Annotated in this window: 22 protein-coding genes; 14 read left to right on the top strand and 8 right to left on the bottom strand. The window is 69.3% G+C overall.

From position 1 onward, the window contains the following. Window positions 1–18: 18 nt before the first annotated feature. The 3 genes from ACFW9Z_RS12400 to ACFW9Z_RS12390 all read right to left on the bottom strand — a co-directional run bounded on the left by ACFW9Z_RS12400 (window position 19) and on the right by ACFW9Z_RS12390 (window position 2635). On the bottom strand, window positions 19–1536 hold the full coding sequence (locus ACFW9Z_RS12400) for a LacI family DNA-binding transcriptional regulator (protein WP_384638452.1): 1518 nt from the start codon (window positions 1534–1536) through the stop codon (window positions 19–21). Window positions 1537–1568: 32 nt separating this feature from the next. Continuing rightward, window positions 1569–1946: a helix-turn-helix domain-containing protein gene (locus ACFW9Z_RS12395; RefSeq protein ID WP_384638449.1), complete on the bottom strand. Its 378-nt coding sequence runs from the start codon at window positions 1944–1946 to the stop codon at window positions 1569–1571. 128 nt (window positions 1947–2074) lie between these two features. Next, window positions 2075–2635: a helix-turn-helix domain-containing protein gene (locus tag ACFW9Z_RS12390; protein WP_384638446.1), complete on the bottom strand. Its 561-nt coding sequence runs from the start codon at window positions 2633–2635 to the stop codon at window positions 2075–2077. A gap of 247 nt (window positions 2636–2882) precedes the next feature. On the opposite strand from ACFW9Z_RS12390, the gene ACFW9Z_RS12385 reads away from it, so the two are divergent. From ACFW9Z_RS12385 to ACFW9Z_RS12370, 4 genes are all read left to right on the top strand, one after another. Next, entirely contained in the window at window positions 2883–4160 is a 1278-nt protein-coding gene (locus ACFW9Z_RS12385; protein WP_384638444.1) for a DUF3631 domain-containing protein, read from the top strand. A gap of 344 nt (window positions 4161–4504) precedes the next feature. Next, complete coding sequence (locus ACFW9Z_RS12380) at window positions 4505–5443, top strand: DUF2637 domain-containing protein (protein WP_384638842.1); 939 nt, start codon at window positions 4505–4507, stop codon at window positions 5441–5443. 103 nt (window positions 5444–5546) lie between these two features. Next, the gene (locus ACFW9Z_RS12375; protein WP_384638441.1) at window positions 5547–6170 is read left to right on the top strand and encodes a MobC family plasmid mobilization relaxosome protein; all 624 of its coding nucleotides are present in this window, start codon (window positions 5547–5549) and stop codon (window positions 6168–6170) included. After that, the gene (locus ACFW9Z_RS12370) at window positions 6171–7820 is read left to right on the top strand and encodes a relaxase/mobilization nuclease domain-containing protein (RefSeq protein ID WP_384638438.1); all 1650 of its coding nucleotides are present in this window, start codon (window positions 6171–6173) and stop codon (window positions 7818–7820) included. A gap of 313 nt (window positions 7821–8133) precedes the next feature. Here the strand turns inward: ACFW9Z_RS12370 and ACFW9Z_RS12365 are convergent, their stop codons facing one another. Genes ACFW9Z_RS12365 through ACFW9Z_RS12350 form a run of 4 tightly spaced genes read right to left on the bottom strand, consistent with a single transcriptional unit; the run spans window position 8134 to window position 11227 of the window. Then, on the bottom strand, window positions 8134–8538 hold the full coding sequence (locus ACFW9Z_RS12365; protein ID WP_161322225.1) for an NUDIX domain-containing protein: 405 nt from the start codon (window positions 8536–8538) through the stop codon (window positions 8134–8136). A 53-nt stretch (window positions 8539–8591) separates the two neighbouring features. Next, window positions 8592–9506 (bottom strand): FAD-dependent oxidoreductase, encoded by a 915-nt coding sequence (locus ACFW9Z_RS12360; RefSeq protein WP_384638435.1) that lies wholly within the window; start codon window positions 9504–9506, stop codon window positions 8592–8594. 4 nt (window positions 9507–9510) lie between these two features. Then, on the bottom strand, window positions 9511–10080 hold the full coding sequence (locus tag ACFW9Z_RS12355; RefSeq protein WP_384638432.1) for an isochorismatase family cysteine hydrolase: 570 nt from the start codon (window positions 10078–10080) through the stop codon (window positions 9511–9513). 22 nt (window positions 10081–10102) lie between these two features. Beyond that, complete coding sequence (locus ACFW9Z_RS12350) at window positions 10103–11227, bottom strand: helix-turn-helix domain-containing protein (protein ID WP_384638429.1); 1125 nt, start codon at window positions 11225–11227, stop codon at window positions 10103–10105. A gap of 219 nt (window positions 11228–11446) precedes the next feature. Between ACFW9Z_RS12350 and ACFW9Z_RS12345 the strand changes: the two genes are divergently transcribed. From ACFW9Z_RS12345 to ACFW9Z_RS12310, 8 genes are read left to right on the top strand one after another with little or no spacing between them, the layout of a single operon-like run. Continuing rightward, window positions 11447–11914, top strand: a complete 468-nt coding sequence (locus ACFW9Z_RS12345) for an NUDIX domain-containing protein (protein WP_384638426.1) — start codon at window positions 11447–11449, stop codon at window positions 11912–11914. Between the two features lie 3 nt (window positions 11915–11917). Further along, window positions 11918–12565, top strand: coding sequence for a hypothetical protein (locus ACFW9Z_RS12340; protein WP_073800195.1), 648 nt, complete (start codon window positions 11918–11920; stop codon window positions 12563–12565). Next, the gene (locus ACFW9Z_RS12335; RefSeq protein WP_384638423.1) at window positions 12562–14361 is read left to right on the top strand and encodes a DUF4254 domain-containing protein; all 1800 of its coding nucleotides are present in this window, start codon (window positions 12562–12564) and stop codon (window positions 14359–14361) included. Before ACFW9Z_RS12340 ends, ACFW9Z_RS12335 begins: the two co-directional genes overlap by 4 nt. Before the next feature lie 47 nt (window positions 14362–14408). Continuing rightward, window positions 14409–14984 (top strand): phosphoribosyltransferase, encoded by a 576-nt coding sequence (locus ACFW9Z_RS12330; RefSeq protein ID WP_384638420.1) that lies wholly within the window; start codon window positions 14409–14411, stop codon window positions 14982–14984. Next, entirely contained in the window at window positions 14981–16141 is a 1161-nt protein-coding gene (locus ACFW9Z_RS12325; RefSeq protein WP_384638417.1) for a glycosyltransferase family 9 protein, read from the top strand. Before ACFW9Z_RS12330 ends, ACFW9Z_RS12325 begins: the two co-directional genes overlap by 4 nt. Continuing rightward, window positions 16138–17274 (top strand): hypothetical protein, encoded by a 1137-nt coding sequence (locus ACFW9Z_RS12320; protein ID WP_384638414.1) that lies wholly within the window; start codon window positions 16138–16140, stop codon window positions 17272–17274. Before ACFW9Z_RS12325 ends, ACFW9Z_RS12320 begins: the two co-directional genes overlap by 4 nt. Next, window positions 17259–18020, top strand: a complete 762-nt coding sequence (locus ACFW9Z_RS12315) for an SDR family NAD(P)-dependent oxidoreductase (protein WP_369165646.1) — start codon at window positions 17259–17261, stop codon at window positions 18018–18020. Before ACFW9Z_RS12320 ends, ACFW9Z_RS12315 begins: the two co-directional genes overlap by 16 nt. Continuing rightward, window positions 18013–18606 carry a histidine phosphatase family protein gene (locus ACFW9Z_RS12310; RefSeq protein WP_384638411.1) on the top strand — a complete coding sequence of 198 codons (594 nt, stop codon included), beginning with the start codon at window positions 18013–18015 and terminating at the stop codon, window positions 18604–18606. Before ACFW9Z_RS12315 ends, ACFW9Z_RS12310 begins: the two co-directional genes overlap by 8 nt. 41 nt (window positions 18607–18647) lie before the next feature. On the opposite strand, the gene ACFW9Z_RS12305 is transcribed toward ACFW9Z_RS12310, so the two are convergent. Beyond that, complete coding sequence (locus ACFW9Z_RS12305; protein WP_258047161.1) at window positions 18648–19073, bottom strand: restriction endonuclease; 426 nt, start codon at window positions 19071–19073, stop codon at window positions 18648–18650. Here ACFW9Z_RS12305 and ACFW9Z_RS12300 point away from each other — a divergent pair. Together ACFW9Z_RS12300 and ACFW9Z_RS12295 are read left to right on the top strand one after the other, a co-directional pair. Next, on the top strand, window positions 18960–19325 hold the full coding sequence (locus ACFW9Z_RS12300; protein ID WP_384638877.1) for a hypothetical protein: 366 nt from the start codon (window positions 18960–18962) through the stop codon (window positions 19323–19325). The genes ACFW9Z_RS12305 and ACFW9Z_RS12300 overlap by 114 nt on opposite strands. Before the next feature lie 312 nt (window positions 19326–19637). Beyond that, a complete protein-coding gene (locus ACFW9Z_RS12295) occupies window positions 19638–21044 on the top strand; it encodes a hypothetical protein (protein WP_384638408.1) in 1407 nt (468 codons plus the stop codon). Window positions 21045–21163 lie beyond the last annotated feature (119 nt).

Below are 21163 nucleotides of genomic sequence, written 5' to 3'. Positions count from 1 at the left end.
GTGGGGCACCGGGTGGGGCTACCGGAGTCCGGCCGCGCGTGCGCGCAGAAGGTCGTTGAGGACGCGCACCGGTGACGTCGGGCACAGGGCCAGACGGGCGTCGAGTGCTGCCTCCCACTGCTGGCTCAGGCCGAGCTTGAGGCGTTCTCGCATGCCGGGGGTGACGTGGGCGTAGCGCGCGGAGACCGAACCGTCGAGGTGGCCCATGCGCTCGTCCATGAGCACCTTCTCGGTGCCCAGGTCCTCCATCATCGTCCGATGGGTGTGGCGAAGGCCGTGGGGTGTGAGGCCCTTGGCGATCGGGAGCCAGCAGGCATCAGCGCGATCGGTGGCGCCCCGCCCCCGTGCGGGGACGCCGGGCCACCGCTCGCCCAGTATGGGCACGGGGCGAGCCTTCTGCGGTGCCTTCTTCGGGTACCAGCCCGAGGCCGCCGGGGTGAACAGCCATGTCGCGAAGCCGTTCCTGCGCCAGTGGGCCGCGTGCTGCGACACCGTGCCGCCCCGTACGAATCCGAGGTCGGCAATGGCCTTCTCGACCCGCACCCGGGTGGCCTCGGCGACCCGGTGGGGTCGGTTGAGGACGTTGGAAACCGTCCCCATGGAGACGCCCGCCAGCCGCGCGACGTCGACCAGCTTCGCGCCCTGGTGCCCGCCGGTACGCGCTGCCCCTTGGCCCCGGAAAACGTACATCCTCCCGTGGCAGGGACACGGCGCCGGCTTCGTACGGGCGATGTGGTTGAAGACCAGGGCCGACAGCCAGTCCGTCGAGTCGATGTCGCGGTAGCTGTCGTCCTTGGGCGGGCAGCGGACAAGCTCGCCGGTGTCCAGTTCGTACAACTGCCACTCGACACGGAACACGCCGGGTCGGACGAACTCCGTTTCCAGGCCGACAATTTCGCCCCAGCGCTTTCCGGTGTAGCCCTTGAGGACCACGGCGACGAACTCGTCGTCCCGGCCGGACAGCAAGGCCGCGCGCTCAGCGGTGAGCAGGATGCCGAGCGCGTCAGTGACGATCTTCTCCGGGCCTCGGTCACGGGAGCGGCCGGCGCGCTTGCCCCGTCCGCGCCGCCTGGCCGCCGGGTTCGACGTGATCAGTCCCTCGTCGATCGCGTCCTCGAAGATCAGGTGGAGCGTCGCGCGCCATGTCTTGACGCTGGAGGCCGCGTACACCGCCCGCTCCTTCTTCTCCCACCGCTCGACGTCCGTGCGCAGGATGCTGGCGAGCGCCTTGTCCTCGAAGTCGGGGAGCAGATGCTCCTCGATGTGGCGCTTGTAGTTCTGCATCGTCGAGGCGGCCAGGTCCTGGGCGGCGTACCAGCGGCTCGCGTACTCGCCGAAGGTCTCTTGGCCGAGGCCCGGATCGCGCCACAGGCCACGGCGAACGGTCACCTCTTCGGCGTCTGCGGCCTGCTTGGCCTCGCGCTTGGTGGCGAACTTGACCACGGCGCCCATGGAATCGGCGACGGTGCCGTACTTGCCGTCCTCGATCTTGTAACGGCCACGCCAGTAGCCGCTGCGCTTCTCTGCGTACCCCACAGATTTCCCTCCCTTCTGGCGTGTGGGTTGCGTTAAGCAGCGGTTCCGTACTGGGATTTGGCCATCCAGCGCGGCGGCCGGGCCTGGAGCCGGACTGTGGGCACAGCCGCATCAGGACGGTGCCGAGTGGGAGGCTTGCGCATCGGCGCAGCAGCGACGCCAGGGCGCTGCGCATTCACGGCTGGGCGCTCTTCGTGCATGCGGATGATCTCCGCGAGGTGCTCGTCCGAGAAGCGGTAAGCACGGCCGACGCGGGTGAACGGGATGAGCCGACGGCGAGCGCGGTCCTTGACCCACCAAGCGGAGCAGCCGAGTACGGCGGCGACCTCCTCGGGGACGTAGAGGCGCGGCAGGCCGGCCTCGGCGGGCGGCGTCGGTTCGGAGGCAGGGGTTATCGCGGGTTGACGCAAGGGGTGGGTCCTCTTCTGGCGGGTCTGGGGCGCGGCAACGCCGACTCGCCGGTCGATCGCTAGGGATGTGGGTGAGATATGCCCGTGCTGGGGGTCTGCGAGCCCAGGACGGGAGTGGGAACTGGCGGCTATGCGTCGGCGGCGGGGCTGGTGTCGCCGCGCTCGCCGAGCGGAGGGCCGTGCATCTTCAGCATGGTCTTGTTGGCCTCTTCCGCGATGGCGGACTGGACCATGAGGTCGGCCTCCTCGCGGATGTCAGGGTGCTCGGCGAGGTAGGCGTCGAGAGCGTCGCGCGCCTCGGTGAAGGCCATGTTGGCTCTCTGCGTCGAGCGGAAAGCGTCCAAGACCTCGTCGATGAGCTCCATAGCTCGGGCCTTGGCCGCCAGCTGAGGTGGCCCGACGAGGTTGCGCAGGTCAATGCCGAAGACCTCGGCGAAGCCGATGGCGTCGTCGAGGTTGATGCGGCGCTTGCCATTTTCGATCCGCCAGACCGCGGATGGGTTCATGTCGAAGCCGGCCTCGTTGAGCCGGTCGGACAGGGCATTGGTACTCCAGCCGCGCGCCTCGCGCTCCACCCTGATGCGGGTTGCGACGTTCGCCTCACCGCTGAGCAGAACGCCCTCGGACGGCTCTTCCTCCGCCACCGCCACCTCCTTCGGTTCGTAGCATTGCACTGCAGTTTGCAGCACAGCTAAACAGTAGCATGACACTGCGAGATGCAAAACACTTCTGCGATCTGCAATTCGTGTGGCATAGTGGTGGCATCCCACCCCGCTGACCTCAGGAGTCCGCACGCCTACACGTCACATGAAAGAAGCCCCCGGCGAGGCCGGGGGCTCAAGCGCAAACCTCTCAACCGCCATCCCTAGCGATCAACCTGCGGAGCCCGGGATTGCCGTCCCATATGGCCCGCAAGCAGAGGAGCTGATGCCCAGTATGACCGATGCCCAGCCGAATACGCCACCACTCCCGGACGACTCCGGCACGTCGTGGCCCCCAGTCGCCGTCCCCGGCCAACCGTCCGGCGCTGCGGCGCCTCCAACAGACGAGGACCCCGACGACACCGCCTCGCCTACGCCGCTATCCGAGGGAGCACAGATCCTGGACGACCTGCGGGCGCAGCTGAAGCGGTACGTGGCGATGCCGAGCGAGGAAGCCGTCACGGCGGTGACCTTGTGGGTCGCGGCGACGCACCTTCAGCGTGCATGGCAGCACGCGCCGCGCCTGGCCATCGTCGCGCCGGAGAAGCGATGCGGTAAGTCCCGCCTGCTGGACGTGGTCACCGAGACCGTGCACAACCGGCTGATCACGGTCAACGCCACCGCGGCGGCGATCTTCCGGTCAATCGACGGGGACGACCCGCCGACGCTCTTGGTCGATGAGGCCGACACCATGTTCAGCACCACCAAGGCCGCGGAGAAGAACGAGGAGGTCCGCGGTCTCATCAACGCCGGACACCAGCGCGGCCGGCCGACACTGCGAGTGTCCGGCCCCGAGCACCAGGTGCAGGAGTTCCCCACCTTCGCCATGGCGGCCCTGGCTGGGATCGGCGATCTGCCGGACACGATCATGGATCGTGCGGTGGTCATCCGAATGCGCCGCCGAGCAGCGGGCGAGAAGGTGGCGTCCTTCCGCACCGGCCGGGACACACCCGCCCTGAACGCGATCCGCGATCGCCTCCGCGCCTGGCTCCAGCCGCTCTATGAACTGGCCATGGAGATGGAGCCACCGATGCCGGTCGAGGACCGCGCGGCGGACACCTGGGAACCGCTGGTCATCGTCGCCGATCTCGCCGGAGGTGACTGGCCCGCGCTGGCCCGCACCGCCTGCCGCACCATGACCGACTACGAGGCCGGCCAGGACGAGGAAGGCGGTCTTCGCACCCGCCTCCTGGTCGGCATCCGCCGCGCCTTCGCCGCCGTCGGCGACCCTGCCGTGCTCAGCACGAAGCACCTGCTGGAATCCCTGAACGCAGACAGGGAAGCACCGTGGGCGGAGTACGGCGCAAACGGCCTGACCCCGCGCGGCCTGCAGCTGCTGCTCAAGCCGTACGGCATCGGCTCGGCCAACCGCCGCTTCCCGGAGGGCACCCAGGCCAAGGGCTTCGCGCGCAACCAATTCCTCGACACCTGGGCGCGCTACTGCCCCGAGCCGAAGGCGACAGACGCGCTCGCCTCTTCAGGCGGCGGACCGGCGCCCAGCACCGCAGCCTGACTCGACTCCACTCGCATCACTCGTCCCCGCGCAGGTCAGCGCGGGGACGAGTGAACGCCTCGCAACGAGTCGTCTCGATATCGCCACGCCACTCGTACCTGTGCTGACCAGGCACGCGACGAGTGGTACGAGTCCCCGCACCTCACGGCGGCCACGCCCTGCCCTCCCCCGCACCAAGGCCGCCGCCTCAAGCCCACCTGGAGCACCCCCGCTTGCTTGCACGCATCACCGCCCTGCTCAGCCGAACTGATTCGCATCAGCGTCGACCCGCTGCCGATCTTGGAAGTGGACGCCGGGCGGGCGCACGCGCCACCCTCGTCCTCGGCCTGATTGCCGTCGTTCTCATGGCCTTCCGGGTTTCGTGGAACGCGCTGTCCGACGTGGCCCGCGCCATCGGCGCCGATGCCACCGCCGCACTGCTCTACCCGATTGTGGTCGACGGGCTCATGGCCCTAGCGCTCATCGCCACGCTCGTGCTGACCGGCCCCGACCGAGAGTTCGCGCTACGTGTACTGGCGACCTATACGATCGCCAGCCTCCTGCTGAACTACGTCCACGGGCTCATACCGACCCTGCACACCGAGTCGACCCGGCTGGGTGGACTCACCAGCTGGGAGCCTGCGAACTGGGCCCTCGTACTGCTGGCCACGTCGCTCCCAGTCGGGTCGATCTACTTCGGCTCGGACCTCGTGGCAAAGGTGCTGCACCACAAGCACGATGTGGCCGACTCGGCCCAGTCGGTCAGCCCGCAACGAGAGGTATCCGCTGGCCAGCGCGCCGGTGAGCAGGCCGCACCGTCGGTGGCCGACCGAGCTGAACCAGTTCCCGAGGAGCCGTCCGGGTCGACCTCCGAGAAGGTCGACGAGGCAGACACGACGGGATCGACCGGAGCCGACGAGTCACCCGTCACTGCCCGACCGCCCCGGTCGACCACCATGGCGAAGTCGACCGAAGCCGCCCCACACGAGACGACCGGTCCGCGTCTCACCAGCACCGAGTCGGCCACCGACCGCCACCGCACCGACGCCGAAGTGCTCGCTGAGGGCCGCCGCCTGACCGCGGACTGGAGCGACGACCAGTTGACCGCCAAGCGGCTGCGCAGCGAACTGCGGATCGCCCAGACGCGCGCCCGCACCGTGCGCGATCAACTGCGAGCCGAGCGCGCCAGTCGGCCCGAGCCAGGCGCGGAAGAAGGCTTCGAAGGCGAGCCTCTCGACATCCACGTCAACGCCACCACCCGGTGGCAAAGGGAACCCACCGCGGCCCCCTCCAGCACCGTCTGACCCAGCACTCGCACCGGTTGCCCCCTCTGTGCCGACCAGCACGAGGGGGGCCGTATCCGCACACAGCGAACACTCACCCAAGGAACCGACGGAGAGCCAGCACATGAACGATCCGCAACACGAACTCGCCGCCCCTCAGGAAGAGATGACCACCCACCCAGCCCCGGGCGGAGCAAGGTATGGCGTTGGACCGTCCAAGGGCCGGTCCAACGCAGAAGCCTCCGCCCCGGGGGTGGCGGAGACGGGCCCCCGGCGCGAGGGCGCACCGGGGACAGCAGGCGGGCGTGCCGCCGACGAGGCCGCGCTGCGTCGTGTCGCCCAGCGTCGCGCCCGCCAGGACACGCAGCGTAAGGAGCGGGTCGATGTCCGCTACAGCGTCGACGAGAAGGTAGCGATTCTGGCCGAAGCCCGTCGCCTAGGTCTGGCCGGTGCGCACCTGGTCGGTGCGATCGTCATGGCTCACCTGGACAACGACTTCGTCCTGCCTGGCAATCGGACCGCAACCGATGACCTGATCGACGAGCTCGCCGCTTTGCGCGCGCAGGTCGCCAAGATCGGCACGAACGTGAACCAGATTGCCCACCGCCTCAACTCCGGTGGCGATCCCCACCCGGTGGACCCTGCCGTGCTCGCCGAGGCCGGACGGGTCCTGGTCACGGTCAAGCGGGCGGCCACCGCGGTCGACATCGCCGCCGACGCGGCAGCCACAAAGCACCAGGCGGCCTAGTTGATCGCGAACATCGTCAAGCCGGGGCACAAGACCCGGGGCGTCCTGAACTACCTCTACGGTCCCGGCCGCGCCAACGAGCACACCGACCCCCACCTCGTGGCCTCGTTCGACGGTCTCGCCCCCGACCCCGGCCGCGACCCGGACGCGACACTCGCCCAGCTCGCCACCGTCCTCGACCTGAGGGTCAAGCAGGCCGACCACAAGGCGCCGGAGAACCACGTCTGGCACTGCTCGATCCGCGCCGCCCCCGAGGACCGCCACCTGTCCGACGACGAGTGGGCAACCATCGCCCGCCGCGTCCTCGACGCCACCGGCATCGCACCCGCCGGTGATCCCGACGCCTGCCGCTGGGTCGCCGTCCGCCACGCCGACGACCACATCCACATCGTCGCCACCAAGGTACGAGGTGACCTCCGTCCGCCCCGCAACTGGAACGACTTCCTGCGCGCCGATAGGGAACTCGAAGCGATCGAGAAGGAGTACGGGCTCCGACAGGTCCAACGGGGCGACCGCACCGCCGCCAAGCGCCCCACCCGCGCCGAGCAGGAGAAAGCTCGCCGCACGGGGAAAACCCGAACCTCACGTGAGCACCTTCGTACCGTCGCCCGCACGGCGCTCTCCGCTGCGACGGACACCGAGGAGTTCTTCCGGCTCGTCGAAGGTGCCGGAGCCCTCATCGACGTCCAGTACTTCCCGTCCGGGGACGTCCGCGGGTACAAGCTCGCCCTCGACGGCGACACAAACGCCCAAGGCCAACCGGTGTGGTTCTCCGGCTCCACCCTCGCCCCGGACCTCTCCTATCCCAGGATCGCCGAACGCCTCACGGCCACAGAGACGACACCGAGGGAACCCACTGGCTCCACAGCTTGGCGGCGCCTCACCGTCGCCATCGATCGGACACCCGACCACCTCAGCAACGGTGGCACCGAAGCCGGGCAGGCCCACATCACCGTCCTCGCCGAAGCCCTCGACGTCCTGCCCCTCACCGCGCCCGCGAGCCTGCGGCCCGATCTCCTGCAAGCAGCAACCGCGTTCGAGCGGGCAAGTCGCTCCCGAATCCGCGCAGAGCACCGACAGGCCCACACCACCCGCCGAGCGGTGAAATCGATCCTCCGTGAACCCGCCCCGAAGGACGGAGTCCTCCTCGCAGTCCTTCTCGACGCCGTCCTCCTGGCCGCCGTGGCCGCGCAGCACTGGCACCGTACTCGCGGCCACACCCAACAGGCCGAGGCCGCATCACATGCCGCCGAGCACCTCCGCACCGCTTACCAGGCCGCTGCAGCCGGGCCGCTGGCCATGATCCACCAGCAAGGAACCCAACTGCCCGAATGGCTTCACCACCAACAAGCGGCCGCCGTGCGCCGAGCCCTCCCCGAGCAGGCCGAGAAGATCCTCACCGAGACCGGCTGGCCCGCCCTGGCAGCCACACTCGCCCAGGCCAGCAGCGTCGGCCTCGACCCCGCCGCCCTCCTCACCCAAGCCGCCGAAAGGCGAGACCTGGACACCGCCATGAGCGTCAGCGAGGTTCTCACCTGGCGGTTGCACCGTATCGCCGACCTGAACCGACGGACCACCAGCCGTGGCCCGGCACCTCAGTCAGCCCCCTACCGACCCGCCCTCACGGACCAGCAGCGCCGTACGCGCTGAACTCCTCGCAGTACTACGGACGTGGAGCACACGGGTGGGGCGGGAAGCTATCCAGCGATCAAGACAAGCCTTGCACCTCATCGCCGAGAACTGGGCCGCTGTCGAGGATCTCGCCGCCCGACCCGATACCCCCTGCGCCTGCGACGTTCTCGACGGCCTCGCACCAGAAGCACGCTCCCGTGCCCATGACTTGATCACCAGGCTCGACACGCCTGAGCCCCTTGGGTGCCGGCACGGAATGCGCTGGCCTCAGAGAGCCTTACGTTCCCGAGCTGGATGAACGCCGAAGGGGCGGTGTCCGGCTTGGCCCGGATCACGAGAGTAGAGCCTCATCGAGATAGTCCCGTACCGGCTTGAACAGTCCGTAGGGCACGTAGTGCGGGATCTCGCCGTGCGCGACCCAAGCCAGATCGGCTACTTCGTCCGGACTCGCGATGCCCGCTTCGCCGCCAGAGCGTCTACACGCGATGTAGTGGATCTCCCATCCGGTCATGGGGTGAACCCGTTGCCCGATAACGATCTGGGGAGTCACCAGCAGCCCAGTCTCCTCCCGGGCCTCGCGCGCCGCCGCCTCCCCCGCACTCTCGGCGGATTCGATCTTCCCTGCCGGGAACTGCCACGAAAGCGCGCCCTCCGACACGCGCCGTCGCACGAGCAGCACCCGCCCGTCCTGCACGACGACGGCGGCTGCGACCGCCGGATTGACCTCAGTGGTCATGGAGATCCCTTCCCGAGTGCGTAGGTCGTCCCGCGTATCCCACCGCTGTGGTCTCAGCCCTTGGTGGGCACGTCCCTGGCCATGTAGTAGGCGTGTAGTGCGGCCTCGCTGCCTGACCCCAGAGCGGTCATGATCCGCTGGAAGCGGGCGGAGCGGAGGTCGCCGGCCACGATGACGCGGGGGTGCTGGTCGGTCGGCGGGCAGTATCCGTCCGGGCTCCGGGTGAGATCGCCGAGCGGGGCGGTCGGGGCGTTGCCGATGCTGAGGTAGGCCGAATCCGCTGTGATCGTCCGCCGCGTGCCGTCCTGGCTCATTGCTTCCGCCGACACCGGGGTGCCGTCTGCGGCCTTCATCGTCAGGTGCTCGACGGGGACGAGGGCGACGCGCGGATCGTCCCGGATCTCCTCGATCTTGTACGCGTCGGCTGCCGGGTACACCACGAGCAGGCGGGTGTCTGTGGTCGGGTGGGCGCGCAGGAACGTACCGATCGGGCGGTCGCCGCCCAGGATGAGGAGGGTGCGCCCCTGAGCGTCGTCGGCTTCGGCCTCCCAGAGCGGGGGCAGGGAGAGGGAGCCGGGGGCGGTGATCCAGGTGACGTCGTGGGGCTGGAGGGGGCCGACGCCGGTGGCGACGACGGCGTACGGAGCCGTGAGACGTACACCGGTGTCGACCGTGGCGGTCACCTGGTCGTCGTCGACGCGGAGTTCGGTGACACGCCTGCCGAGTTCGAGGCGGCACAGCTCGGTGCTCTTCAGCTCCGCCACGATGGCGTCGGCCAGGTCGGCGCCGTTGGTGTGGCCGCCGAGGACGTTGTTCAAGGCCGGGATCCGGTAGAGATTGCGGCACAGCCGGTCCGGCTCGACCAGGACCGAGCGCATGCCCACGCCGGCGGCCATACGGGCGGCGGCGCAGCCCGCCGGTCCTCCGCCGATGATGATCAGGTCGGTGTCGAACGGTGCGTCGGCCATGGGGCTATTCCAGCACCGGGTCGGCCACACGCGTATCAAGTTGGCCCATCACATGCTCGACGTCCACGAGTTGGCCTGTTCCGATCAGGCGCCGGGCGACGAGCAGACCGGCGTCGTGGACGTCCGGGCCGGCGTCGCTGGCACAGGCGTCCGTGACGATCCAGGGTGCGTATCCGTGCTCGAAGGCGTCTGCGGCGGACTTCAGAACGCAGCTCTCGGTGGCGATTCCGCAGAAGACGAGGTCGGTCCAGCCGGCCCGTCGCATCAGTTCTGCGGCCTCGGGTGTGAAGAGCGTGTATCCGGTCTTGTCGACGCCTGCGTGCGCGTGGCCCGCCGCCTCGGCAAGCTCGGGAACGATGTCGGTCTCGGGTGGCTGCTGGAGTCGGCGCCATTGAAAGAAGCGCTCGTAGGGGCTGTCGGGATAGTTGAAGTACCGGGTGAAGACGACAGGGCGCCCGGCGGCGGACCATCTGGCGACGAGGTCGGCGACTACGGGCACGACGTGGCGACTGTGGTGGTTCACAAAGCCGTTCTGCATGTCGATCACGACCAGTGCGGCACTGCTGATGTCCATCGGCCCTCACTCCTGCCCGTTCTCAGCCGGCGCTCTCGCGCAGAGCTTCCTGCGCGGTGCGCAGCCGTTCGGCCAATCCGCTGGTCTTCATGATGGCCTCCCGCATCAGGACGTGCTGCGCGGTCTCCTGAGCACGGGCGGTGGTGAGCCGGGAAGCCGCGGCACGCAGGAATCGCCAGCCGTACCGCTCCGGCATGGAGGGGTCCTGGCCGTCCTCGACCATCTGCTGGATGTGGCGGGTGAAACACCACAGGGCCTGGACGGTCAGCTCGCAGGCGACCAGCTCATCGGTGGTGAGGCTGCGCTCGCTGGAGTGGGAGGCGTAGGCGACGCCGGACCAGCCGGCGTAGGCGGTGGACACTCCCCGTACGCCGAAGGAAACGATGTCCGGGTGGTCGAAGCCCGTGGCAAGAAGCGACTCCTCGACCGTGCAGGCTAAGGGCGCGGGACCACCCGGCGCCCCGCGGTCGACCAGAACCGAGGGAGTGGAGAGCAAGCGCAGCGCGGTGTCGTAGGCGTCCCCGGCCCACGGACCGGAGGTGAGCCAATAGAGGGAAAGGACGTATTCAGGGTTGGGGGCCCCGGCGTGGTCCCCTTCGAGGAGTTCGCGGATCTTGTCCCGGGCCCACGGAAGGTCGGACGCGTAGGAGCGGTAGCGCCAGACGGCCAGGTCGGTCAACGCGGCGGGTTCGTGCGGCTGGACAAGGTGGAAGACGGCCACCCCGCATGCGAAGACGTGCAGGACACAGCTCTGCGCCTCGGGGTGGTCCAGTCGGGTCGAGGAGGACTCCAGCCACTGAGCGCCCCCACTCGGTGTCAGATACTCCCGAAGTCGGCTGGCGCGCTCGACACCGATGAAGACCGGCAGGAACTTGTGAGAGTCGACTTCTATCCGCCCTGTGACAGGTGCAGCCGTGTCACTCATTCCCTGCGCTTCCGCGAACCGGGTTCTCGCGTCGTCGGGTGCGCGACCGAGCGCGGTGTCGAGAATGCCCTGAGACTCGGCGCGAGGCTGGTAGCCGGCACCGCCTGCCTCCCAGTTCGACACAGTACGGTCGCTGACCCCCAGGTACGCGGCGAAATCCCGCAGGCTCATGCGCAGGGCATCGCGTAGCAGCCGGGCCTCCCGGCCGGACCATCTCTGCACCGTGACCACCGTGGCACCCCCTGTCCATCACCCGGCGAAACGACCGAACGACCAGCGTAGCCAGCCTTGTTCAGCAGCGCTGCGGCATTGCTGCAGCATCCGTACATCACACTCTGCAACCGTCTTGCTCCATGCTGAATCCACCGCGCCGGGGCCGGCCACCACCAGGCAGCCCCTCCGCCGTTCTCTCCTGCACCACCACCAGAAGGAGCAACCGGCATGACCGACATCGTCAAGCGCAACGCCCGCGCCATCCTCCTCGACGGCGACGAACTGGTCCTGATCAAGCGCACCAAGCCGGGCAGGCAGCCGTACTGGGTGACGGTCGGCGGAGGGGTCGAGGCGGACGACGCGACCATCGAGTCCGCTCTGCACCGCGAGGTGTTCGAGGAGCTCGGCGGCAAGCTGGCGCGCGCCGAGCTGGTCCACCTGATCACCGACCAGCTGGAGGGCGGCGTCGGCGTCCAGCACATCTTCGCCGCGCGCCTGGAGTCGATGGACCTGGCCGCGCGTACGGGGACGGAGTTCGCGAAGCCGGAACGGGGCGAGTACGAGGTGGTACGCGTCCCGTTCACCGGCGAGGCGGTCCGCGAACTGAACCTGATGCCCCCGGAGCTCGCCGAGTTCATCGCCGCCAACACGTACGCGATCACCTCCGTCCTCGGCACCCCGATCCGCGAGGCGTGAGCGATGACGCAAGCCCCGGACTTCGTCAGCCTCAACGGCCCTGACAACGTCGGCAAGACGACCCACCTGGTGCGGCTGGCTGAACGGTGGGGGCACTTCCAGCCGCTGGGCGCGGTCCACGAGCACGATCGCGAACCCTGGGCACGGGCGGCCGTCGGCGACTACGCCCGGTGGTGGTTCGAGACGTCCACGACCGTCGAGCTGACCGAGATGCTACTCGCCGGTCATGCCAAGCGGGCCGCCGCACGCGAGAGCGGGCGAACGGGTCTGCTGGACCGGGGCTTGCCCATGCTTCTCGCCGTGGCCGCGGCGACCTGCATGGTCAAGGACGGGCTGACCGTCGGCGAGGCGTTCAAGACCGTGACGGGAATCGCCGGTTCGCGGGCCGCCGCACCCGAGACCTCCATCCTCCTCCTCCCGTCATCCGACGCCGAACGCAGTTACGCCATCACCAGCGCCCGCGAGGGCCGCCCGTGGACCGGGATCTACCCGGAGTACCAGAAGACACTGCACGCGGTTCTGCTCCGCCAGGTCGATCATGGTGTGTTCACCGCGGTCGTCGACTGCGAGGGCCGCTCCCTGAACGACGTCCACGCCGACCTGATCGCTCGCCTTGGCCTCAACCAACCCACCAACGGGAGGCCCCGATGACTCAGAATTCCCCGCCCCTGGTTCTGCCGTCCGGCCTGTCCCGCGCCATCGCCGCGCTCCCGGACAAGGACCGGAACCGCCTGGACGACATCATCACCCGGCTCCACACCGTCAACGGGCGCCTGTGGGACACCGAGGACCGGGTGCGCGGCGCCTTACTCTCCGCCGCCCAGGTCGCCGACTGCAAGCGCGAGATCGACCAGCTCAATGCCGAACGGAACCTGCTCGCCGAGCGGGCTGACGAGGTCCTCGGCTCGCTGGCCGACGCGGGCCGCGCCGACATACCGCTGCACACCGAGACGCTCGCCTCCGTCGTCGACCGCCTCTCGGTGCTGACACTGAGGATCTGGCACAGCGAACGGGTAGCTGCCCGGGACGAGTTGGCCCGCAGACGTGTCCCCGTCCTTCACGGCCAACGGGAGGAACTGTGCGCCGCCCTCAACGCGCTGGTCTCCGACGTCGTCGCAGGCCGCCGCCGGCTCCCCGTACCGGCTCGCTTCAAGCTGTACGGCCGGGACGGCGCCGCCCCCGCAGAGATCAAGCCGAGTCGGCGGCTGCGCCGGGTCCTCGCCTTCGGTGGACTGAGCGAGTGCGGCAAGAGCACCAGCGCCGAGTTCGTCCAGCGCACCTGCGGTGCGCAACGCTTCAAGATCGGCTTCCTGTTGCGGCAGGCGGCGCACCGGGAGGGTCTCGCGGACCCGTACGCCCTGTCGCCCCGTCGGCAGGCCGAGTTACTGCTCGGTGAGCTGAACCGTTTCGCGGACGCGCACGTCGACACGGAGTTGTTCACCATCGAGTCCGTCCACGACGACGCCTCGATCGCCGAGCTCAAGCGACTCATGGGCGACGCGCTCCAGATCGTCTACCTGGACGCCTCGTTCGCCCTTCGCGTCGAGCGGTCCGGCACTCCGGCACAGGCCGTCGCCGCGAAGGACGAGATCAAGATGAGCCGTGGCGCCCACCAGGTAGCCGCGCTCGCCGACCACGTCATCGACAACACCGGCAGCATCGCCGCCCTCCGCGCCCGGCTCCGGCGCATCGCGGCCCCGCCCGCATCCACGGCGCTGCGCGCGGCCACTCCGTACGGGCTGGGACTGCCTGCCGCCGTAGCCTCGGCGACGGCCGACTTCACCGACGCGGTACGGGCCTACGGCCCCGGCGTACGGCTCGCCGCCCTGACCGGCAGCCCCGGCGAGGGCAGCTGGATCGTTGGCTGGTCCGACCTGGACCTCCTCGTGATCGCCGAGCACGAGGCCATCGGCCGGGTACACGAGGCCCTGGAGCAGTACCGGACCGCTCTCGGCGGTGCCGCCTCCCTCGGCCCCACCCTCGTCACCCCCGGCGAACTGACCGCCCGACGCCTCACCCCGCGCCTGGCGTTCGTCCTCCACCAGCTCCAGCAGGGCAGCCCTGTTCTGCATGCCGCACCCAGCCTCGAACTGCCGACGATCAGCCGAGGCGAGCTGGCGTTCGCCGCTGTCCGGGAACTCCCCCAGGTCATCCTGACCATGCGCCGTCTACGCGCCGACGCGGCGCCGACCGCACTGCGACAGCTCTACAAGCACCTCGTACTCGCCTGCCGCCTGCTCCTGCGCGAGCACAACCAGTGGGAGTCCGGCCCCGATCGGATCCTCGCCGCAGCCTCCCGCATGCCGGGCCTGACGGCCCTCGCGACGCCCTCCCTGGCCGAGATCTCCAGCGCTTGGCGCGACGGCGAGGCCGAGCTCGTCCTCAAGCCCGTCACCGTGGCCGTCGACCAGCTCCTCACCTGGTACGCCGCCCAGCTCGCCGCCTGAACAGGCTCCCTCTCCCTCCTCGTTCTCCGTCCGACAGGAGCTTCGCCATGCCCGAAACCATCGCCGTGCCATCCTTCACCGCCCGGATCGTCGAACGGCTCAGCGTCGGAGCCACGAGCCGCCGTGAGCGCGTCATCCATTCCTTGGACGGCCTCGAGGACCCGGTCCACCCCGAGACCCTCGCCAACACAGGAGCCGACCTGTGGCGTCTGCTCCAGGAGCAGGTCCCGGAAGAACTCGGCTCCGTGGACTTCCTCCTCGGCCTGGACGCCGGCGGCATCCTGCCAACCGTCTCCCTCGCCGGCGCCGCTCAACTCCCGTACAAGATCGCCTGGAAGCTGCACCTCCCGCTCGACGGCGCGGTCCGCTTCTGCGAGCCCCACGCGATGCGCACCGACGTCTTCGCGTACGGCATCACTCCCGGCCGGCGCATCATCATCGTGGACGACGAGATCACCACCGGCCGGACCCTCGCCGACCTCACCCGCCGCCTCCGCGAGGCCCGCGCCGTCCCGCTGGCGGCGGCCTGCCTGGTGGAGGACACGACCCGCGGAGCCCGCGACCTGCTCACCGACCTCGGTCTGCCGCTCGTCTCGCTCACCACGATCGAGGGCGCGGAATGACAGCTCTGGCCCCGGCGGGGATCCGGTCCCACCACGGTTCCCTGATCATCCCCGCCGGGGCCGTCCACACCACCCCGCTCGGATACGACCGGGACAGCGTTCCCGTCGGCGCACCGCTACCCCTGGCTGCCTCCGCCGAGCTTGTCCACCGCCTGAGCGGGTGCGGCGAGATCGTCGTGGCCTTCGAGGGGAAGCTCGGTGACACGCTCCTCGCACTGTCGGGGGTCCGCGCGGTCCTCGATTGGATGCGGTTGCGGTCGGTACGCGTGGCCGTCCGGGCGGTGGGTCCGTACGCAGGGCTGATCGCCCGCACGGGGCTGATCACGCAGCCCCAGGCCAGCGCTCCCAGCGGCTGGCGAGCCGTGATCGGCGACCGCACGGGCGTTGAGGCGCACGGCTCGGAGACGGCGGTGAGCCTGGTGCTCGACCCAGCCGCCCCGCCGTGCTGGTCGAGCGACGGCCGCACCCACCCGGACCTGCCCGCCCGCCACTACCTGGCTCTGGAGCGCCGCCTAGGCATCCGCCTGCCCGGCACGGCTCCGTTCGCTCCCACCCTCGCGACCGGGCCGAACAACCTCGTGGAGGAGCTGCGCTCGGTGGGCTGGCTGGGCGGTCTGACCATCGCCGCCATCACCGCCACCAGTTGGCCGGAGCGCAAGGACTACACCGCCCAGCGCTTCATCGCCCTCGCCGAGCACATCGCCGAGGCACAGCAGGCCCAGGCCCGGCTGCTGCTCATCGGCGGTAACCCAGGCCACGGCCTCCGCGTCACGGCGGAGGCTCCCCGGCGTCACGTGCAAGCCCTCCACATCGACGGGATGCCGGCCGACGGCCTCGTCGACCTCTTCCCACACTGCCAACTGATCGTCGGCAACGACACCGGCCTCACCCACCTCGCCGCGATGGCGCGCGGCGGCCAGGATCGCGGCGGACCGCCGGTCATCGGCCTGTACGCGCGCCACAGCCACAGCAAGTGGCGCACCGGCCTGTCGCACCACCATGCCGTCGCCACCAACCTGTCCGACCGCATGCACCAGGGCGACCTCTGCCCCGTCCGCGACGCCATCGCCCCGAACTCGGACGTGCACATGGACGCCTTCCCGCCCGCCGCGCTGGCCCAGGTCGGCCTCGAACTACTCAACGAGGTGGGGCGATGACCTTCCGGCCTCTCTTTCGGGTCGGGCCGGTGCGACGCTTCACCCGCAACCTGCTCTGCCCGGTCAACCTCTTCGGCCACTCGCTGCTCCTGAAGTACACCCGCAACCCGGCCGAGGCTCGCGAGGAGATCCGCGGCCACGCCCGCCTGGCCCGGCACTACCGCGTCCCCACCCTCCACGTTCATCTGCGCGTCCCGGGCGGGCATTTACTCACGTACGAACGCCTGCCCGGCGGCACCAACCAGGGACTTCTGCTCGACCTTCTCAACACAAACGGACCGACCAGCCACCTCCACACCTACATGGACCAGCTCACGGCCGCGTACCAGAAGGTCATCCTCACAACGGCATGGCCGGCCGATCCGGCGCACGTCGTCCGCAAGCTGTACTGGGACCGCGCGGCACCCGGCGGCCGACTCGACACGTACTACGCCGGCAAGGACTTCCTGATCGCCGACGGCCTCGTCGACATCCCGGTATCCCGCCTCAACACCTACGCCCTGAAGATCAACGGCCGCCGACACCACCTGGATTGGGCCGCCACCCTCCGTTGGCTGCGCGGGCACTTCGCCACGGCAGAGCCGGTCTGGGCGGCCCTCACCCAAGGCGACCCCACCGACGTCAACCTCGCCCATCCGCTCGCCTGGTTCGACTACGACACCGCAGGGATGAACAGCATCCCCGGCGAGTTCGCCAACTTCCTCTGGTACGCCTCCGCTCTCGGCGGCTGGCTCGTACCCACGTACAACCCGACCGCCTTCGCCGACCACCCCGCCACCTTCACCCACGTCCCGGCCAACACCCCCGAGATCCGACGAGCGGCGATCGATCACGCCACCAGCACCATCGACATCGACTACACGCCGCGCCTCTCTGCACCTCGGCGAGCCGCCGTGACCGCGTACTGGAACAAGCTCGTACGACCAGTCGCGGACCGTCTCTGGCCCGGCGAGGACCTGGCGAACCTGCTCCGCCCCTACCTCGCCATGCGCATCCTCGGCGTCTTCAACTTGGCCGACCTGACCGCTGAGGACCGGCTCGTCCTCCTCGCCCGGCTCGCCGAGGCCATGAGCCCCGCCTTCGCCCCCGCCACCTACTTCTGCCCGCTGGAGTCGCCATGCCCGGCCTCCTGAACGGCCGCACCGCCCTGGTCACCGGAGCCACCGGCGGCCTCGGCTCGGCCATCGCCCGCCGGCTCGCTGCCGACGGCGCCACCGTCGCCCTCGCGCACCTCGACGACAACCTGGCCGCAGCCGAGCTCGCCGCCCACATCACCGACAGCGGCGGCGCCGCAATCTCCCTGGCAGCCGACCTCCGCGACGCCGAGGCCACGCGCGCCCTCTGCCACCAGGCCCACGAGCGGCTCGGTCCGATCGACATCCTGGTCAGCAACGCCGGCGCCTACCCGCGCCGCCCGTGGACGGAGACAACGCCAGCTCACTGGGACGGGGCTCTGGCCTCTAACCTGACCAGCCACTACCTCCTCGCCCACGAGCTGACCCCTGCCATGACGGCCGCCGGCTGGGGCCGGATCATCACCATCGGCTCGGTCCTCGCCACGGCGGGCCGTCACGACCTCGCCGGCTACATCAGTGCCAAGGCCGGCCTCGAAGGACTCACCCGTGCCCTCGCACGCGAACTCGGCCCAGCCGGCATCACCGTGAACTGTGTCGCCCCCGGTTCCATCCGCGTCCCCGCTGAGGACACCGTCGTCGACGACTCGGAAGCCATGACCGTCAGGCAACTCGCCCGCCAGTGCGTCCAGCGCCGGGGCCGCCCGGAGGACATCGCCTCGGCCGTCGCCTTCCTCGCAACCGACGACGCCGGCTTCATCACCGGCCAGACCCTGCGCGTCGACGGAGGCTGGATCCTTGGCTGACATCTGGCTCATGCGCCACGGCGCCTACGAAGGCCACCGCCCCGGCTACCACGCCCCGCACGAAGCCGCCCTCACGCAGGAGGGCCGCGAGCAGGTACGCCGCTCCTTGCCCCTCCCTGAGGGAATCACCGCGATCGTCACCAGCCCGATCCCCCGCGCCCGTCAGACCGCCACCCTCGTCTCGCACCTCTCGGGCCTGCCGATCGTGGCCACCTCCGGCCTCCTTGCCGAATGGCGCGCCCCGAGCATCGTTCTCGGCCGCACGGCCGAGACCTACCCACCGGCCTACCGCGCCTGGCGAGCCCGCCGCCTCGCCAACCCCTCCCTACGCTGCGAAGACGGCGAAAGCCTCACCGACCTCCACACCCGTGCCCGCCACTGCGCCGCCTTCCTCCACCACACCGCTAGGCGCCACGGCCCCCTCCTGGCCGTCTCCCACACCCTCCTCCTCGGCGTCCTCACCCACCTCCCAGAAGGCCCCGCCGCCTTCACCACTGCGGCAAAGGCGCCCCTGCAGTTCGCCGAGACCCGTCTCTTACCCGCCCACCAACGCGTGGGACCTGATGTTCGGCGACCTGCCCGGTAAACCACCGGCGATCCGACTACTACGCCCGGTGAAAGACGCTCCTACCCGTACGTCTCCTTCCAGCGCTCCCGGTGCCGACGGTCTCCCTGCCCCGTACCGTTGACCGCACTGAGCGACAGCAGCGAGGCACCGTTGTTCCACAGACCGAAGTGATCACGGTGGACCGCCAGGATGTCGTTCTCCGCGGCGAACATCTCTGCCGGGCCACTGAAATAAGTGGTGGCCACGAAGATCGCCACGTCGGCCTTGAAATGCACCTTCGCACCAAGCAGATCCCGGACCTCCCGGCTGGGGATCTTGCGCTTGGGCGCGTACCGCTTGCACTGGATCACCATGCTCCGCCCATCGGGAAGGTGACCCAGCACGTCAGCCCCATTGTCGTGCGAGCCACCGACCCTCCGCACATCAGTGCACCCGTCACGACGACACAGCTTCCCGACGAAGTCCTCAAATTCCGTCCCCGTCATGAGGTCAATCTCGGCAAGTGTCCGCTGCCCTGCCCGCACGGCCTCGTCATGCCGCCACTGCCGATCACCGCCCCTGATGAACCGGTCGGTGTGCCACAGCCACCACCCGCCACCGCCGAGGCTACTGAGAGCAAGTGCACCGACGAGATAGGGCCAGATCACGCCCCAAAACGCCACTACCACGACAAGGCCGAGGCCACCGGCGGTGGCCCCGATCTTGAGATGCCGCTGCCGACGTCCACGCGCAGCTGAGGTCCGCAACTTCCGTGCCACTGCCATGCTCCTCCCATGTGGTCTGGCACAGCAGGATCAAGGAAGCAGCGCCGGAGCATCAGGTTGCCAATCAGCCACTGGCTGATTGGCAACTTCTCGCCCACCTGGCTGTCGGGCCCCAGGACCGGAGCCTCGCCATGGACGCACGGGATACGCGCCGGGGATACCACGGCATTGCTGCGTACAACCAGAAGAACCTCGTCCAGCTACTCACGGAGTCGGGCGACTGCGCCACCATGGCCTGAATCGCATTCTTGTCGTCGACATCGGGAGTTCCTACCGTCCCTTTGCATGGACCCCACGGCCTTCGACGTGATCAAGCGTCTCGGTGACCTTCTGACCGTGCAGGTGAACTCATCGGCCGAACTCAGCGCCGGAGTGGAGAAAGCAGCCAACGCCGTCGACCGCGAGCGGGCGAAAAAGAAGACCTCGAACGAAGGTCATGGTCCGCGCAAGCCGGGTCTGCGCCAACTACCCCGGGCCGAGCGTGGTCCCCTATGGGTGACTCCATGGGATGTGCTCGCGACATTCGCGCGCGGTACGGCGTTGGCGAGGCAAGGACGAGGCAGGGGACTGGCTGAGCACTGGCAGGGGCTGAAATACTGCCGCGCCTTCGCCGCCGACCGGCACGGGAGTCTGCGCCTTACCGATGAGGGGAAAGCGCCCGAACTGTCCTATCGGGCCATGCAGGCAAGGGAGCTGGGCCGAGCGTTCGGGCTCGCCGTCGCTGAGTGGGCGCTTCGCGAAAGGTATCCGGACCACCTGATCAGCATTGTCGACGCGGAAACCGTGCTGCTTCCCGGCTTCGCGCGAACAAAGCCGGCCGGGACTCTGGGCGCGAGGCCGCGGCCGGACTTCCTGTTGGAGGCATGGCGTCCCGGTGAAGGCTCCCGAGTCTTCGTGGTGACCGTGAACGGCAACCACCAGGCCGTGACGCCGAAGACCTCCGCAAGCTCTCGCACGACATACAGGCAGCTGGCCCGGGGCAGTGAGCGCGTGGAGCGATTCCATCTGGGGCAGAGGAACTCGACTCCCGCGCTCACGACCTCGACCGAGTTCCTGGCCGCCGCCGGTGTGACGGTGCATGTCCTGCACACGGATGGAGGTGTCGAGCTTCCCTTACGACCGGCGGCCGGTGCGGATTCAGCCGATACGCCCATCGGCCGCCGGACCCTGCCGTACGTGGACTCCGTGGCCCTCCCCAAGGAGCTGGGGGCGGAACGGCACAACGCATTCTTGATCCCCGAGAAGGAGTTCTCGTGGTTCAGCCGCGTCGTCGCCCGGGCGCACGCCGCCGGGCAGCTCTCCCTGGCCGGCGGGGGCGGGGCTGTCGGCCAGTATTTGATCGACGAGCAGGGCCGCAAGCACTTCAGCGAAACCGCCTACGCCGGGACTGCCAGTGTCCACGACGCGAAAGCCTGCTTCGCCGGCGAGCAGTATGTCGGCACTGACCAGGTCTTCCGTGTCAACGGCACGCGGGTCGAGGCGTTTTCAGGCATGGCCGCAGATCTCTACGCCCTGCTCGCGAAGGGCAAGGTGGAGGAGTATCGCCGACGGACTTACGAGCGGCGGAATGACTGGCCTGAGCCGGACGACATCGACGACTGGGGTGCGAGTTCCATCCGGCCGGACGGCACCGCACTCGCGATAAGGGTGATGCCGGAGCCGGCATCGTCCGACGACCGTTCCCGAGGCTGATCCGTACGAAGGAGAGTCCCGGAGGAGAAGCCGGCTCTTGCCGGTCCGTGCCGACTCGAGCTGGTCCGGCGCCTCCCCTCCGGCGCTGGGCAGAGTGGCCGGATGCCGTCCCTCCAGCT

The organism is Streptomyces sp. NPDC059452 (assembly GCF_042750035.1).
Lineage (GTDB): Bacteria > Actinomycetota > Actinomycetes > Streptomycetales > Streptomycetaceae > Streptomyces.
Note: the sequence above shows the minus strand (reverse complement) of the source record. Positions and strands in the feature narration are given on the sequence as shown.